The sequence below is a fragment of the Pseudomonas sp. Larv2_ips genome (assembly GCF_963879675.1).
In the GTDB taxonomy this organism is placed as follows: domain Bacteria; phylum Pseudomonadota; class Gammaproteobacteria; order Pseudomonadales; family Pseudomonadaceae; genus Aquipseudomonas.
The window spans coordinates 1-16,594 of record NZ_CAWOAW010000013.1 but is presented as its reverse complement, the minus strand read 5'-3'; the positions used below and the strand labels follow the sequence as shown (position 1 = coordinate 16,594).

Annotated in this window: 10 protein-coding genes and 1 rRNA gene; 2 read left to right on the top strand and 9 right to left on the bottom strand. The window is 62.3% G+C overall.

The features are described from left to right. Positions 1–169: 169 nt before the first annotated feature. A complete protein-coding gene (mmsB, locus tag AACV02_RS04480) occupies positions 170–1,057 on the bottom strand; it encodes a 3-hydroxyisobutyrate dehydrogenase (protein WP_119736667.1) in 888 nt (295 codons plus the stop codon). 14 nt (positions 1,058–1,071) lie between these two features. After that, on the bottom strand, positions 1,072–2,589 hold the full coding sequence (locus AACV02_RS04475; protein ID WP_106578173.1) for a CoA-acylating methylmalonate-semialdehyde dehydrogenase: 1,518 nt from the start codon (positions 2,587–2,589) through the stop codon (positions 1,072–1,074). Positions 2,590–2,718: 129 nt separating this feature from the next. Here AACV02_RS04475 and AACV02_RS04470 point away from each other — a divergent pair, with 129 nt between their 5' ends. Then, entirely contained in the window at positions 2,719–3,666 is a 948-nt protein-coding gene (locus AACV02_RS04470) for a LysR family transcriptional regulator (RefSeq protein ID WP_119736665.1), read from the top strand. Positions 3,667–3,996: 330 nt separating this feature from the next. Beyond that, positions 3,997–4,287: a DUF3077 domain-containing protein gene (locus AACV02_RS04465; protein WP_106578171.1), complete on the top strand. Its 291-nt coding sequence runs from the start codon at positions 3,997–3,999 to the stop codon at positions 4,285–4,287. A gap of 414 nt (positions 4,288–4,701) precedes the next feature. Here AACV02_RS04465 and AACV02_RS04460 read toward each other — a convergent pair whose 3' ends face one another. From AACV02_RS04460 to rrf, 7 genes are all read right to left on the bottom strand, one after another. Continuing rightward, positions 4,702–5,193 carry an OmpA family protein gene (locus tag AACV02_RS04460; protein WP_119736663.1) on the bottom strand — a complete coding sequence of 164 codons (492 nt, stop codon included), beginning with the start codon at positions 5,191–5,193 and terminating at the stop codon, positions 4,702–4,704. A gap of 4 nt (positions 5,194–5,197) precedes the next feature. Continuing rightward, the gene (locus tag AACV02_RS04455; RefSeq protein ID WP_106578169.1) at positions 5,198–6,460 is read right to left on the bottom strand and encodes a diguanylate cyclase domain-containing protein; all 1,263 of its coding nucleotides are present in this window, start codon (positions 6,458–6,460) and stop codon (positions 5,198–5,200) included. Next, positions 6,457–7,023 carry a YfiR family protein gene (locus AACV02_RS04450; RefSeq protein WP_119736661.1) on the bottom strand — a complete coding sequence of 189 codons (567 nt, stop codon included), beginning with the start codon at positions 7,021–7,023 and terminating at the stop codon, positions 6,457–6,459. The genes AACV02_RS04455 and AACV02_RS04450 overlap by 4 nt, the downstream gene beginning before the upstream one ends. 141 nt (positions 7,024–7,164) lie before the next feature. Beyond that, positions 7,165–9,234: an exodeoxyribonuclease V subunit alpha gene (gene recD / locus AACV02_RS04445; RefSeq protein ID WP_119736659.1), complete on the bottom strand. Its 2,070-nt coding sequence runs from the start codon at positions 9,232–9,234 to the stop codon at positions 7,165–7,167. After that, positions 9,231–12,905 (bottom strand): exodeoxyribonuclease V subunit beta, encoded by a 3,675-nt coding sequence (recB, locus tag AACV02_RS04440; RefSeq protein WP_119736657.1) that lies wholly within the window; start codon positions 12,903–12,905, stop codon positions 9,231–9,233. Before recB ends, recD begins: the two co-directional genes overlap by 4 nt. Then, positions 12,902–16,351 carry an exodeoxyribonuclease V subunit gamma gene (gene recC, locus AACV02_RS04435; protein ID WP_119736655.1) on the bottom strand — a complete coding sequence of 1,150 codons (3,450 nt, stop codon included), beginning with the start codon at positions 16,349–16,351 and terminating at the stop codon, positions 12,902–12,904. Before recC ends, recB begins: the two co-directional genes overlap by 4 nt. A gap of 166 nt (positions 16,352–16,517) precedes the next feature. Beyond that, positions 16,518–16,594, bottom strand: a 5S ribosomal RNA gene (gene rrf / locus AACV02_RS30845); the annotation flags it as partial.

The window sequence follows — 16,594 nt, the reverse complement described above, 5'->3', positions numbered from 1 at the left end:
CGGCCCCTGGTCCAGGCACCGCGGTTTGGCTGGGAAGATGCGTTGACTTTATTGGGGCTGCTGCGCAGCCCAACGCGGGGCAAGCCCGCTCGCCACAACAAGTCCGCCAGCCACAAAAAGCCCATTGGCCATAGAAAGCCCGCTTGCTACGGCAAGCGGGCTCGGCACTTTACTGGGGCTTGCGATAGCTATTGATGATCGCCGAGAAATCCTTACCGCCTTCCCCGCGCTGGCTCATCGATTGATACAACTGCTGGGCCACAGCGCCCAGAATCACCGGTTGCTTGACCTGGCGCGCAGCCTCGGTGGCCAGGCCCAGGTCCTTGAGCATCAGGTCGGCGCCGAAACCACCGGTGTAGCCTCGCGATGACGGCGCGGTCTCAATCACGCCCGGCCAGGGGTTGTAGGTGTCGGAACTCCAGCAGCGCCCGGTGGAGCTGTTGATAATGCCGGCCAGCACTTGGGTGTCGATGCCCAGCGCATCGCCCAAGGCCATGGCTTCGCTGACGCCGACCATGCTGATGCCGAGCAGCAGGTTGTTGCAGATCTTGGCGATCTGGCCGGTGCCGACGTCGCCGCAGTGCACGATGTTACGGCCCATCTGCGCCAGCACCGGGTGCAGGGTGGCGAACAGCTCCGGGGTGGCGCCGACCATAAAGGTCAGCGTCCCCGCCTGTGCGCCGCCGGTGCCACCGGAGACCGGCGCGTCAGCCACTGCAACACCTTGCTTGGCCGCCGCCGCAGAGACATCGCGGATGGTTTGTGGGTCGATGGTGCTGCAATCCACCGCGGGCACGCCCTTTCCAATTCCAGCAAGTACGCCGTCTTCATTCAGCCACACGCTGCGCACATGGGCGGCGGCCGGCAGCATGGTAATCACCAGCTCAGCGTCCTTCGAGGCATCGCGTGGTGAGTCGCTGATGGTGCCGCCCAGTTCGGCGAGTTCCTTGAGCACGGTCTGGTTCAGGTCGAACAGGTTCAGCGCGTGCCCGGCCTTGATCAGGTTGCGGGCCATGGGCGCGCCCATGTTGCCCAAGCCGATAAATGCAATCTTCATGGTCGTCTCCCGAATCAGCGCAGGTTGATGGTGGTGTTGACGCCATCATTGACCGTGTCGTCATCGAACCAGCGGCTCGTAACGGTTTTGGTCTGGGTGTAGAACTGCACCACTTGCTTGCCGTAGGGGCCGAGGTCGCCGAGCTTGGAACCGCGCGAACCGGTGAAGCTGAAGAACGGCACTGGCACCGGAATCGGAATGTTGATGCCGACCTGGCCTACATCGATTTCGCTCTGGAACTTACGCGCCGCCGCACCACTTTGGGTGAACAGGCCGGTACCGTTGCCGAATGGGTTGGCGTTGACCAGCGCGATGGCCTCATCGAGGGTCGCAACTTCCAGCACCACCAGCACCGGACCGAAAATTTCCTGGGTGTAGATTTGCATGTCCGTGGTCACGCCCGAGAACAGGGTGGGGCCGACGAAGTTGCCTTGCTCGAAGCCCGGCACTTTGATGTCGCGACCGTCCAGCTCCAGCTTGGCGCCTTCTTTCACGCCGCTTTCGATCAGCTCCAGGATGCGCGCCTTGGCGCGTTTGGAAATCACCGGGCCGACATCCGTACCGGCTTCGCTGCCGGCATTCACCTTGAGTTTTTGCGCCAGCGCTTTCAGATCCGGCAGCCATTGCTTGGCCGCGCCCACCAGCACCACCACCGAGGTGGCCATGCAACGCTGGCCCGCCGCGCCGAAACCGGCACCGACCAAGGCATTCAGCGTGTGTTCGCGGTTGGCGTCCGGCAGCACCACGGCGTGGTTCTTGGCGCCCATCATCGACTGCACGCGCTTGCCGTGTTTACCGGCCAGGTCGTACACATGAGTGCCCACGGCGGTCGAGCCGACGAAGGACACGGCCTTGATGTCTTTGTGGGTGCACAGCGCATCCACCACATCCTTGCCGCCGTGCACCACGTTGAGCACGCCGGCCGGCACACCGGCTTCCAGCGCCAGCTCCACCAGCAACAGGGTCGACAGCGGGTCTTGCTCGGACGGCTTGAGTACGAAGGTGTTACCGCAGGCAATCGCCATCGGGAACATCCACAGCGGAATCATCGCCGGGAAGTTGAACGGGGTAATACCGGCGCACACACCGATAGGTTGGCGCAGGGTGTAGGTGTCGACGCCACCGGCGACGTTTTCGGCGAATTCGCCCATCTGCAACGTGCCGATGGAGCACGCGTGTTCGACCACTTCCAGGCCACGGAAAATATCGCCTTCGGCATCGGCAATGGTCTTACCCTGCTCGGCACTGAGGACTACAGCGATGCGTTTGGAATGTTCACGGATCAAGGCTTGCAGCTTGAGCATGATGCGCATGCGCGCACCGATCGGCGTCAGCTTCCAGGTTTGGAAGGCTTGATGGGCAGCGTCGATGGCCGCGTTGACTTCATCGGCGGTGGCGAAAGGGACTTTGGCCAGCACTTGCTGGGTGGCCGGGTTAACGATGTCTTGCCAATGGGTGGTCTTGGACTCGACCCATTCACCGTTGATCAGCAACTTGACCTGTTGCACGGAAATGTCGGCAGAAGCGTTCATGTGGTCTCCAATCTTGTAGTTATGCAGAGACAAGGCGCGTGAATCGCCTTGGGAATGAGGCGTTCGGACTGTTTTTGGAGTATAGATGTGCAAATCTCTAATAAGAACGCACATAAAAGCCGGTCCAATATGCAAAAAAACATCACGTCCTTGGGCTCCCTGAACTGGGATGACCTGAAGTTTTTCCTCGAAGTGGCCCGCACCCGCAAGGCCAGCGTCGCCGCCAAGCGCCTGGCGGTGGACTACACCACTGTGTCGCGGCGCATCAGCTCGTTGGAAGTGTCGCTAGGCACGCTGCTGTTCGAAAAATCCCGGACCAACGGCTTCGTGCTCACCGCCGAAGGCCAGCGTTTGCTGGGTTACGCGGAGTCCATCGAAAGCACGCTGCACATGGCGTGCGAGCAGGTGTCCGGCTCCGGCGTGGCGCTGTCCGGCCACGTGCGCATGGGCTGCACCGAAGGCTTCGGCAGTTTTTTTGTCACGCCGCAGCTCAGCCATTTTGTCGACACGTACCCGGCGATTTCGGTGGATATTCTGCCCCTGCCCCACTTCATCAGCCTGTCCAAGCGCGAAGCCGACATCGTCATCGCCCTGGAACGCCCGGAGCACGGGCCCTATGTATGCTGCAAGCTGTGCGACTACAAACTGCAGCTGTACGCGACCCAGGACTACCTCGACCAACACCCGCCCATCCAGAGCCCGGCGGACTTGGCCGAGCATCCGTTTATCAGTTATGTGGATGACTTGGCGTTCAGCTCGGAGCTGTTGTACCTGGCGAATGTAGTGCCCGGCGCCAGCGCGAGTTTGCGCAGCACCAGCGTGATCGCGCAGTACGTGGCGGCGCAGCAGGGTCGGTCGATGGCGATATTGCCGTGCTTTTTGGCGGCGCAGGATCCGCGGTTGTTGCCGGTATTGGGGGAGCAGATTTCGATCACGCGGCAGTTCTGGATGTATTGCCGGGAGGATTTGCGCAAGTTGAAGCGGATTACGTTGTTGTGGGATTACATCCGAGAGGTGACAGAGCAGAACACCGGGTTGTTGATGGGGGAAACGCGGGAGATAACGTTCGCGGATTAAAGGGCCATCAATGACGATTCGCTTTAATTTGCAGGACGTTTCCTAGAGACTCCCTACCCCATTGCGCCTTACCGTTTGGGTCACTAGCCTCCCTGGGTCGCTGTACATCAGCGATCGGGTTTAGCGATCCGGGTTTCAGGCGTGACATTGCCCCAATAGCATTAGCTGGCGCTCGCCAGCTTTTAGCGTTTTATGGCGGCTGTGTGCGGGAGACTTCCGAGTCTACCCGGGATGCGCTCTGGCCCGGATCGCTAACCTGCACACAGCTGCCACCCTCTTCATGTTTAGCGATGTGATGTGGCGGCTCTACTTCAGCAGAGAGCAATCGTCATGAGCAAAGTCGTCCCCGATCCACCGCTTTCCTCCATCACCACCCTCGGCGTCGTCACGTTCGGCGACTACGGCGAAAACCAACAACCCCTGTTCCGCGTCAACGCCGGCATGCCGATTGAGCAAGCCCTGGAACACGCCTCCACCCTGCTTTTTTACTCCAAGAAACTCGCGATGGAAGCCGCCATGGACGTGCGCGGCGAGCAATACGCCTGGGCCGCGCATTACCTGTGTGAGATGGGCAAAGCCGTGGTGGATGACCTGACGCAAGCGATGACGCCGGGCAGTTAAGCGAACACTGCGCATAAAGGTGGAAGCGGGCGTGCTCGCGAATGCGGTGGATCAGCCAATACATCATTACCTGAACGACCGCCATCGCGGGCAAGCCCACTCCCACAGTTGAACTGTGCCGGGCGGGAAATTTTGCGCCAGGCACAAATCAGTGTGGGAGCTGGCTTGCCTGCGATGGCGGTGGGTCAGCCAGATTATTTGCTGCTGATACACCGCATTCGCGAGCAAGCCCGCTCCCACATTTTTGAACTGTGGCGGGCGGGAAGTTTTGCGTCAGGCACAAATCAGTGTGGGAGCTGGCTTGCCTGCGATGGCGGTGGGTCAGCTAAATTGTTTGCTGCTGATACACCGCATTCGCGAGCAAGCCCGCTCCCACAGTTTGATGGCATTTCAGATTGAGAGGGGTGAACCCGCTCAGTCCGCGATCACTACAATCGACACGCGCCGGTTTTCGGTGCGGCCCGCTATCGTGGTGTTCGGTGCCACCGGCTCGCTGCTGCCCAAGCCGCGCAGCTGGATGTTTTCTTCCTTCATGCCCACACCGGTCAACACGTTGCCCACGCTTTTGGCGCGGCGCAGGGACAGTTGCTGGTTGTAGGTTTCTTTGCCCGAGGCGTCGGTGTGGCCGTCGACGCGCACGCGTTCGATGCCGGCGCCCAACAGGGCTTTGCCGATGCGTTCAACGATGTCGGTGCTGGCTTTGTTGAGGCTTTCAACGTCGCTGCCAAACAGCACTTTGCCCGACAGGCCAAACGCCCAACCTTCGTCAGTCAGTTCAAAACCCTGCTGTTTGAGGACTGCAATTTGCGCCGGTGTCAGGCCTTTGGGTGGGGCCGTCTGGCACCCGCCGAGGGCAAGGAATGCCACCAGTAACGTGATAAACATGAAACGCGCGGTCGAGAACAAGGGATCAACTCCTGTGGATAACGTTTGCGGCGGTGGGCTCCGAATCCGCCGTTTGCTGGCCGCCCTGGGACAAGCGTTTGGCCTGGTACATCGCCGCATCGGCGGCATTGAGCAAGGTGCCGGGAGTGGCGCCATGATCGGGGTAGATGGCAATGCCGATACTGAGGGAGGTCAACACCTCGGTGTTGCCGGGCACCCGGATCGGCGTGTCCATGCTGGCAATGATCTTGTCGGCGATACGCTGGGCATCCTCCGCTTTATGCAATGGCGCCAGCAGCACCGCGAACTCATCACCGCCCAGGCGCGCCACCAGGTCATCTTCACGCAACTGCGCGCGCACCCGCTCGGCGACGGCCACCAGCACTGCATCGCCGGCGGCGTGGCCGAAGTTGTCATTGATGTCTTTGAAACGGTCGCTGTCGAGAAACAACACGGCGACCCGTTCATTGACCTTGGCGGCGCTGCGCAACGCGCGGATCAGCCGGCCTTCGAAATACGCGCGGTTGGGCAAGCCGGTCAGGCTGTCGTGGCTGGCCTGGTGAGCCAGGGTTTCGTTTTCACTTTGCAGGTGGCTCTGCCAGGCTTCCATCTCGCCGAGCAGGGCGTTGAAGTCGCTGCCCAGGCTGTCGAGCTCGGCGATCTGCGCCGGTGGCACGCGTCGGTCAAAGTCTCGCTCGCTACGGGCGGCGTGGGCCACCGCGGCCAGGCTTTGCAACGGTTTGGTGATGCCCTGCAGCAGGCGCCGCGCCAAGTACAACGCCACCCAGGCGCTAAGGGCGGTGCAAATCACGATGCCGGCCAGGCCGCTGAGCAGGAAGCGCAGCAGGCTACCGCCGTGGCCGACCACGTGAATGCTGCCCACGGTTTGCCCCTGGTGCAGGATCGGCTGGCTGATGGGCTGTTCGAGCAAGGCATGCGCCAGTGCCAGTTCGACCTGGGACAGCATGCCGGTTTCCGGCCGCACCCATTGCGCCAGCAGTTTGCCGCTGGCATCGAAGACTTCGGCCTGGGCCACTTCTTCGGTGGAGGCAATCAGGCTCAGTGCTTCAGTGGCGGCGGCGCTGTCGTTGAACACCACCGCCGCTTCCACGGTGTAATTGATCGACCGCGCGATCAGGTGCAGGTTGTGCTCGGCATACACGCGCAGCGCCAGCACGCCGAGCAGGGTCAAGGACACACTGGCCAGGGTCACGGCCACCAACGCCAGGATCAAATGCCCACGACCGATGACCGAGCGCAAGGTCGGCCGCGCTTTCGGGGTTCTCATGACGCAGGCGCTCGACGGCGGGACAACTGCAACACGCTGGGGTGAATGCGCACGCCGCTGCGGGCGACGGAGTCCAGGTTGACCTCAAATGACACCTGCTCATCGCCCACGCGCAGGCAGAACAGGCTGCCCACGGTGCATTGGTCGCCGCCTTCGCTGATGCTCAGCACCGGGTGGCCGATCAGTGAGGTAAACAACCGCGAGCGTTCATCGGCGCTGAGTTTGCCGATGTACACGGCGTCGCAGGCACTGACGATATCAGGATGATCGGCGAGCAAACGCTGCACCACCACCGGACGACCGGTCGCCTGGGTAGTGCCTTTGACCAGGTCATCGGTGTATTGGGTGGGCCCGACGATGCACAAGCGCAGTTGCGCAGGCTCGACCGGCCAGCGTGCATAGCTGAGGATGCCGAGCACCACTTGCGTCACCGCCTGGGCGCGCTGGTCTGCCGGGCCGGAGGCCTGGGCAAATGCTCGCGGGGCGAGCACGCACAGAAGTGCCACCAGTAACATGCGTCTCCAGCTCAAACTGCGCTCTGTGGGCGAGACAGCCACGTTCATGCAGCGATTCTCTTCAGGTTTTTCAGGGTGATGCCGCAACGATAGCACAGCGGCGGAAGGCCCCGCGAAGCCGGGCCTTCGTGAAGTCCGCTATTTTTCCAGAAAATTCAGACGACTGAATCAGAAATATTTCATGACCAATCAGTCAGTTTTTCCAGCCGATACGTCCAATTCCAGCATCAACCCACTCAAGCGCTTGACCTTACGCCGCACGGCTTCTTCAAACACGCCGCCACGCGGTTCGATCAGGCTGAACCAGCGTTTGGCGCGGGTGATGCCGGTGTAGATCAGTTCTTTGGTCAGCACCGGGTTCAGCGCATCCGGCAGGATCAGCGCGGTGTGGGTAAATTCCGAGCCCTGGGACTTGTGCACGGTCATGGCGTACACGGTTTCCACATCGTTCAGACGGCTGGGCAGTACAAAGCGCACGCCGCCCTGGCCATCGTTACGTGGGAAGGCCACGCGCAGCACGTGGGGGCCGCCGTCGCTTTCGGGCAGTTTGAGCGCGATGCCGATGTCGCCGTTCATCAAGCCCAGGCCGTAATCGTTGCGGGTCATCAGCACCGGGCGGCCTTCGTACCATTGCTCGTCCCCTTCGATCAGCCGCACTTTGCGCAATGCCGCGGTGATGCGCAGGTTCAGCCCTTCTACGCCCCACGGGCCTTTGCGCACAGCGCAGAGCAACTGGAAGGCGTCGAAAGCTTGCAGCAGTTGCTGCGCCCAGTGCGTCCAGGCGAGGTCTTCGCGCGGGGTGTCGAGGGCCGGGCGTGCGCTTTGCAGCAAGTTAAGGTAATAACGATAGCCTTGGGCGTCGCCGCCCTGCCCGTCCAATATCAGCCGCTCGAGGGCGTGGTCATGCTCGCCCTTGAGGCTGAGGCAGAACAGGTCATCGTGGCTGCGCGCGGCGAGCAGTTGGCGCGCCTCTTCGGCGTTTTGCTGGTTGACCCAACGTGCCAATTGGCCGATGCCGCTGCCTTCAACAAAACGTCGCGAATAGCGCAGCATCACCACTTGCTGGGCCAGCGGATGGCTGGCGTCGAGGTCTTCGTGAAGGCCACTGGCGCTGAGGTCTTCGCCACTGACCGCTTGCAGCCATTGGCGCGTGTCGGGGCTGTACCAGCCGGCTTCGGCGTCGCGGCATAAATCGCCCAGTACGGCGCCGGCCTCGACCGAGGCAAGCTGGTCCTTGTCGCCCAGCAATACCAAGCGTGCGTGGGGCGGCAAGGCGTCCAGCAAGTTGGCCATCATTTCCAGGTCGATCATCGAGGCTTCGTCCACCACCAGCACGTCCAGCGGCAATGGGTTGCCCAGGTGATGGCGGAAGTGCCGCGTGCCCGGGCGACTGCCCAACAAACGGTGAACAGTGGTGACCTCTGTCGGGATTTTTGCCCGCACGCTGTCGGGCACGGTCAACGACTGCACTTGCTGGCTGATGGATTCGGTGAGGCGTGCGGCAGCTTTGCCGGTGGGCGCAGCCAGACGGATGCGCAACGGGCTGCCGGCTTCCACGGCCGGCGCCTGCAACAGCGCGAGCAGGCGCACCACTGTGGTGGTCTTGCCGGTGCCGGGGCCGCCGGTGACGATGCTGAAAGCTCCGCGCGCGGCCAAGGCGCAGGCAAGCTTTTGCCAGTCGATCACGCCGTCGGGCGGCGGTTGGTTGAAGAGGCTGTTGAGGCGTTGCGGCAAATCGGCGGCGATGTCTTCCTGGGTGGCCAGGCGCAGGCGCAAGGCTGTGTCGATGCGCCGTTCGTACGTCCAGTAGCGGCGCAGGTAAAGGCGTTTGCCGGACAAGACCAATGGGCGGCTCTGCGCGGCTTCGCTGCCATCAACCGCCAGGGCGACCAATTGGCTGGCGGCCAGCGCGTGACACCAGTGGGCGCCGTCGAGGCCGTCGAGCAGCTGCGACGGCAGCAGCATCGCGCCGGTTTGCAGGTCGCCTTCGGGCGGCAGCGACAGGGCGAAATCCGGCGCTTTGAGGGTTTCGAACAGGTCGAGGCACACATGGCCATGGCCCAATTGGTGGCTGGTTAAGGCCGCGGCCAGCAACACCAGAGGGTCGGCCTGCGGATCGAGTTCGTGCAGGAAGCCCACAAAAGCCTTGTCCAACGCGCGCAGCCAACCCCGGTCAACCCAGCGTTCGAGCAGTTGCAGCAGGTCGGCGGCGCGGTTGAGCGGCATCAGCGCTTCAAGCGGTAACGGCGACAGGCTCATAGCAGCACTCCTTGTTCCCAGGCGGGCTCAACCTTGGGCGGTATGGGTTTGCCCTGGAACAACGCGTCCAAGCCTTCGATCAGTTCACGTGGCGGCCGGGTGAAATACGCGCCTTTGCTCACCGACTCGGTGCCGCGCAGGAACACGTAAAGCGCACCGCCGACGTGGCGGTCGTAGTCATAATTCGGCAGGCGCGCCTTCAGCTGGCGGTGCAGGGCCAGCAGGTAAAGCACATATTGCAGGTCGTACCGATGCTCGAGGATCGAGTGTTCCATGGCCTCTAAGGTGTAGGCCGAATCGTCAGGGCCGAGCCAATTGGATTTGTAGTCAGCCACGTAGTAGCGGCCGTCGTGTTCGAAGGTCAGGTCGATAAAGCCTTTGAACATGCCGTTGAGCAGCACCGGTTCGGCGGCGACGCGGGACACGCCGTTGTGGGTGTACTGGCACACCAGTTTATCGAGGGCCAGCACGTCGACTTTGTGGCTGGCGAACCAGAACTCCATCTCGATCTGATACTGCTGCAGGCTGCTCAGGGTGAGCTGATCGTTATCCACCGGCAGCGGCGTTTGCAGCAGGTGGCCGAGCCAAGCGCTGAGGGTGACGATCCAGCCTTCCCAATTGCGCCGGTTACAGCGCGCGCCCACGGCTTTTTCGATGGCCTCGGGGGTGACGTTGAAACCCTCTTCGCCCGCCCATTCCAACAAGCCATGAAGGAAGGTGCCGGGGTTTGGTCCGCGTGGGAAACGGTGTATGTCGCCACCAGACGCCGCCACTTCACGCGGTGCGTCGGGGTCGAGACGCTCGTCGTCAAACAGCTTCTGGGCTTGTGGGCTCTCCGGTGCTTCGAGGGGCGCGGCGCTCATGCTGTCGCCGATGCGCAATGCGCTGTAAGAGGCGATCCACCAGTTTTCGGCGGCCTTGCGCTTGGGCAGCAACGGCGCGAGCAACGTGGCTGCGTTGCGCGGCGGGTGAAACAGCGTGTCTTGCGCGTCCGGGACATGGCCGTAGTGGATCGCGGCGCAGCCTTGCTGCACATCCAGCAGCCAGCGCGTCAGGCCGGCAGACTCGCCCAGCGATGCACCGGCGCCGAGCAAATAGCCGAGCGCGGACAGGTGCAGGACCGAGCTGCTGTTATTGCCACGCTTGAGATCGGCAATGCCCAGCCAGCACGCATGTTTGGCCCGTGTGAGCGCCACGTAGAACAAACGCAGGTCTTCGGCGAGGCGCTCATCATCGGCCTGGGCAATCAATTCGGCGGTGGGCCGCAGGCTGACTTGCGATTTGCCCTGTTCGTCGTGGTAATGCAGCGGCAGGCGACTGCCATCCACGGGCTTGGCCGAACAGATGAACGGCAGGAAGACCAGGTCGTACTCCAGGCCTTTGGATTTATGGATGGTCACTACCTTGACCAATTGCTCATCGCTTTCCAGGCGCAGAATCTGCTCCTCACCGGCCTGACCAGAGAGGGCCAAGTGTTCGGCCAGATGACGGATCAGCGCTTGCTCGCCGTCCAGCTCTGACGCGGCCTGCTGCAGCAACTCGCTGAGGTGCAACAGGTTGGTCAGCACGCGTTCGCCATCGCTGCGGGCGATCAGGGTTTGCGGCAGTTTGAAATCATGCAGCAGGCGCCGCAGCATCGGCAGCACGCCTTGGGTGCGCCAGATCGCGCGGTAGCCACGGAACTGCATCACGCGGGTTTCCCACGCCAGTTCGTCCTGATTCAGACGCTCCAGCTCCGGCAGTGACAGGTTCAAGGTCACGCAGGCCAGCGCGGCACGCAGCGGGCGCTCGACGTCGGGCTCTGCGCAGGCCTTGAGCCAGGCGAGCAGGTCGTGGGCTTCCTGGGCGGCGAAGACCGAGTCTTTGTCCGACAGGTACACGCTGCGCACGCCCCGAGCAGCCAACTCGGCGCGCACGGCTTGGGCTTCCTTGCCGTCACGTACCAGGATGGCGATGTCTGACGGAAGGACGCCGTTGAAGCTGGCGTCCGCGTGTAGGAAACCGGCGGTACCTTGCTGCCCGCCATTGAGCAACGCGACGATTTGGGTGGCGCAGGCAGCCGCCAGTTGCTGGCGATACACCGCGTTGGAAATCGGCTGATCGGTGGGCAGGTGCCAGAGGTTCATTGCCGGCAACGTGTGGCCATCGACTTGCAGTTGCTCCCTGCGGCCCTGGGACAGCACCGAGTGGAACGGCACCGGGTTGTCGCCATTCGGCTCGCGGAACAGGAAAGCCCCCCGGCCGCTTTCGGCGCGCTGGAACACGTGGTTCACCGCCTCGACCATGGCGTGGCTGGAGCGGAAGTTGGTGCCCAGGGTGTGGTGACGGCCAGTGGTGGACTGACGGGCGCGCAGGTAGGTGTAGATGTCGGCGCCGCGGAAGGCATAGATCGCCTGCTTGGGGTCGCCGATCAGGAACAGGCCGCTGTCGAGGTGGTTTTCTTCGATGCGGTAGATGCTGTCGAAGATGCTGTATTGCACCGGGTCGGTGTCCTGGAATTCGTCGATCAAGGCGACCGGGAATTGCTCGCGGATCACACTGGCAAGACGTTCGCCACCGTCGGCCTGCAGGGCGGCGTTGAGGCGGATCAGCATGTCGTCGAAGCCCATTTCGGCGCGGCGGCGTTTTTCTTCTTCGAAGCGTTTACCCACCCAGCCGGCGGCGTGTTGCAGCACAGCGGCGTCGGGTGTTGGCAAGGCATCGAGGCTGGCTTTGAGAGTGGCCATGGCGTCGATGCCGGGGTGATTGGGCGGCTCGCCCTTCCAGGCTTCGGCCATGCCGTCGGGCGTCAGGCGCGTGAAGCCGGTGCCGATGTCCAGTTGTTCGAGGGTTTCGTCAGCCGCCCAGGCACTGATTTTTTCAAACCAGGGCTCGAAGTAACGCGCCTGCATCTTGCGGCCGTCGACGGCTTTCGCGGCCACGGCTTGCAGGCAGATATCACGCAGTTCGGCGGCCCATTGTTGCCACGGCGCCTTGAGACTTACCAAGGCTTCGCGGCGCTCTTGCAGGCAAGCGTTGATCAGCTCAGCGGGCTCCCGGCTTTCGCCAGTGGGCCGTTCGCTGCCAAACAGCGCACGCACGCGGGGCATCAGGGCGGCGGGGCCGCTCCAGTTTTTGCGCACCCAGTTGAGTGCGTCGTCGTGCATCGGGTAGCAAAACAGCCGCCAGTAGTCACGCAGCACTTCGCCGAGCAGGTCGCTGTGGTCGGTTTCCAGGGTTTGGGTGAACAGGCTGCCACTGTCGAACGCATGCTCGCGCAGCATGCGCTGGCACCAACTGTGGATGGTCGAGACGGCGGCCTCGTCCATCCATTGCGCGGCGATGTCCAGGCGATTGGCACAGGCGGGCCATTGTTCGGGGAGGTATTGGTCGCGCAGGTCGGCGATCAATGCGTCCGGTTGCTCGATTTCGTCGCGGAAGAAACGTGCGGCTTCCGCCAGCCGAACGCGGATGCGTTCGCGCAGCTCTTTGGTGGCGGCATCGGTGAAGGTCACCACCAGAATTTGCGGCGGCAGTAACTCGCGGCCGAAGCCGGCTTCGTCACCGCCATGGCCAAGCACCAGGCGCAGGTACAGCGCGGAAATAGTGAAGGTCTTGCCGGTGCCGGCGCTGGCTTCGATCAGTTGGCTGCCTTTTAGCGGGAAGGCCAGGGCTAAAGGTTTACCCATCATGCGCTGGCCTCCTCACTGTTGAGCGATCGCCAGGGTGCATTGAGCAATGGGCGATACAGGGTTTCGGCCCAGCCTTCGAACTCTTCGCTGGCGATGAGCGTGGCGAAGTCGGGGAATTGGCGGGTGAGTGCAGGGGTTTCGCGGCGCTCACCGTCGGTGGTCAGGCCGTCGCCTTCATAGGCTTTGCTTGCGGCGGCCAGGGCTTTGGCGGGATCGGTTTGGCCGAGCCAGGCGAAGGCGGTTTTAACGGCTACCGGGAGCGGCTTGCGCATGCCGGTGTGCCAGGCCAGCAGCACGTTACCAAGGATTTCCCGAGCATTGGATTGATCCAGCGGGGCGAGTAACAAGGTGTCGTCACTCGCCACCAAACCGGTGCTGAGTGGCAGGCCGCAGGCGCACGCCACCACATGATTGACCCAGGGGCGAATCAGACGGTGCCACTTACGCGTCTTGATCGAACCGATGCTGTTGGGGATGGTGGTCACGCTGAGCAAGCCGCCATCGCTGCGTCGGTGCAGGCCGCTGATCCAGCCTTCCAACTGGATGCCTTGATGCTCAAAACTGATCGGCTCGGCGGTGGTTTGTGGTGTGGGCCAAAGTGCCAATAAGTGGCGGTAGCGTTGCAGCAAATCGGGCAGCGGCTCGATCAGTTCGTTACGCAGGCACTCGCCGAAACCCACCATGGGCAGCAGGCCGCTGCCTTGCAGGCGCAGGGCCTGGGCGTTGAGTGCTTGATCCACATGATCGGGCTGGGTCAGTGCGGCGTTCAGCAGGCTGTCGCTGAGGCTGTAGCGTTGCAGCGCGTCGAGTACGAAGGGCTCTTCATCGGCGAGCGGTACTTCGGCGGCTTCGAAGAACACTTTCAGACGTTGACTGAAGAAGTGTTTGACCGGGTTGCGCAGGAAATCCTGCAACTGGCCGAGGCTCAGAGGTTCTTCCTGTTGGTGCTCTGCCAGTTCGTGGTCTTTAACTGGAACCTCGGGTGCCTCGTGGAGCAACTGCCACTCGCGGGCGTAACTGAAGAGCGCATCGCCTTCATGGAAATAACGCGCACTGAAGGGTTGGAGCGGGTGTTCCTGGGTCATTGCTTCCAGCAATTCTTGCTGGTGTGCGTTGTGCCAGCCGCTGGCGATATGGTCTCGCAGTTGGCCGATCAGTACCGAGGCCGGCCGGTCGCTGTTGTCGCGGATGCTGCGGCCGACCCAACTGATGTAGAGCTGGTCGCGGGCGGACAGCAGGGCTTCGAGCAGCAGGTAGCGATCGTCCTCGCGGCGTGAACGGTCGCCGGGGCGATAGTCGCTGCCCATCAGGTCGAAGTCCAACGGCGGTTGCGCGCGCGGGTAATCCCCGTCGTTCATGCCGAGCAGGCAAACGAATTTGAACGGGATGGCGCGCATGGGCATCAGGGTGCAAAAATTGACAGCTCCGGCGAGGAAGCGCTGGGACAGGCGGCCCTGGTCCAGGCCGGCCAACCAAGCCTCGCGGACTACAGTGAGGGGTAACTCGTCCTGCAGGCCGACGGACTCGCAGGTTTCCAGCCAGTCCTCTCTCAGTTGTTCGAGTTGGCCTAAGAGGTAGTCGTCGTGTTCGCTGCTGGGCAGGAAGAAGAGTTGCATCAGGCGTTGCAGGCGTTCACCCCACTCATGGGGCGCTGCCGGTTGAGACAAGGCCTGATGGGCGTCGTTTAGCGCATCGAGCAAGGAGACCAACGGGCCGATCAGGGCCGCGTCGAGGCCGCCGATTTCATCGTAGGGTTCGATGCCGTCGCAGGCGACGCCGGTGCCGACGGCGTAACCCAACAGCATGCGGCGCAGGCCAAATCGCCAGCTGTTTTGTTCCAGCTCATGCGGCAAGCCGAGGCCGGCGCGTTGCTCGGCGTTGAGGCCCCAACGGATGCCCGCACCTTCGATCCAGCGGTGCAACGTAGGCAGGTCACGCTCCTTGATGGCAAAACGTTCGCGCAAGGCGGGGACGTCGAGCAGGTCGAGGATTTCGCTGACCGGGAAGCGGCTGTCCGGGAGTTTGAGCAGGTGTTCGACGGCAATCAGCAGAGGGTCACGGCCGCGCTGGCCTTGGTCGGTAAGGGTAAAGGGAATGAAGCGTGGGTCGCTTCGCTCAAGTTGGCCAAACACGGCGCGAATGTGCGGCGCGTAGCTGTCAACGTCAGGGACCATGACGATGATGTCGCGCGGGCGCAGTGTCGGGTCGGCACTGAAACGTTGGAGCAATTGGTCGTGGAGAATTTCCACTTCGCGTTGGGCGCTGTGGGCGATGTGGAAGCGGATGGAGCTGTCGTTATTTAGATCGACGGCCGGCCATAGCTCGCGCGTTTCGTTGAGTGGGCGCAGTTCGAGGATGTCATCCTGCAACTGGTTGAGCAGCGTGGTGGGCTCGCTGTCACTGAACAGGTCGATGCGGCCGTCACGGAAGGCGGCGCGGTAGCTGTTGGGGTCGTCGTAACTGTCCAGCAGGCTGATGTAGTCACGGCCCTGTTTGCCCCAAGCGGCCAGCAGCGGGTGGGCGTGCTGGTGCAGGGTTTGCGGATCGATGGTGACCGGCATGCCGGCTTTGCGCGCTTGGCGTTTGTATTCATTACGCAGCAGGTCCTTGTCGGCAACGATGTCGGACCAGTGATGACGGCAAGGGTTGTGCACGCAGAGCAAGACTTGGCTGAACCTCGCTAAGCCGGCGAGCGCCTCAAGGGCTTGCGCAGGCAATGAGGAAATGCCGAAAACAATCACTCGGGATGGTAAGCCTGCGGGCGCCTGTTCAAGGGTATTGATGCGTTCAATAAAGCGCTGGTGCACACCGGCTCGGCTTTCGGCCATCCCCTCCTCACCGACGTCGATCAGCAACGCACGCCACAATTCGGCCTGCCAGCAGTTTGCGGGATTAAGGGGCTTGGATTCGCCTCGCCCGTTACGCAATTGGTGGCGACCAGCAGCCCAGTCTTCCAGCCAGTCGGCACGGTAGACCTGGTATTGGTCGAACAGGTCGGCCAGGCGTTCAGCCAGTTGATAACGTTTGCGCAGGTCAGTGTCGTGAGTAAGGAAGCGCTGCAACGGCTCGAAGTGCGGTTGATCGATGAGTTCAGGGAGCAGGCGCATCAGGCGCCATGTCAGAGGCGCTTTATCGAGCAGGGACTTGGGCGGGATTTCGTCACGGCCCAGGACCATGCGATAGAGCTGCCACATGAAGCTGCCGGGCAGTTGCACGTCGATTGCCGCAGCGATGCCGCAACCACCCATGTCGTCGTCTTCTGGGTCTTCGGCCAGGGCTAACTTGAGCCATTGGGCGATGCCGTTGCTTTGTACCAGAGCGATTTCGTTTTCCAAGGGCGCGAGCGGATAGCGGCGCATCCAGCTGACCACCAGGCTGCGCAGCTCGTCCAGGCGGTTGCCGTGAACCACCATGAATCCAGCGCTGAGGGACGTCGCATCCGGCATAACGGCTTCCTTGGGAAAAGCAAAATCGAGGCAGCGACTTTAGCATTGAAGGCGGCCGCAGGCTGCAAGTGAGGCAAGCCGACTGAAACGGTGGTGACCGGAATGTTTTCGACCGCCCAAAACAAAGCCCCTGTTTGCGTTAGCAAACAGGGGCTCTGGAATTTAATCTTGACGATGACCTACTCTCACATGGGGAAACCCCACACTACCATCGGCGATGCATCGTTTCACTGCTGAGTTCGG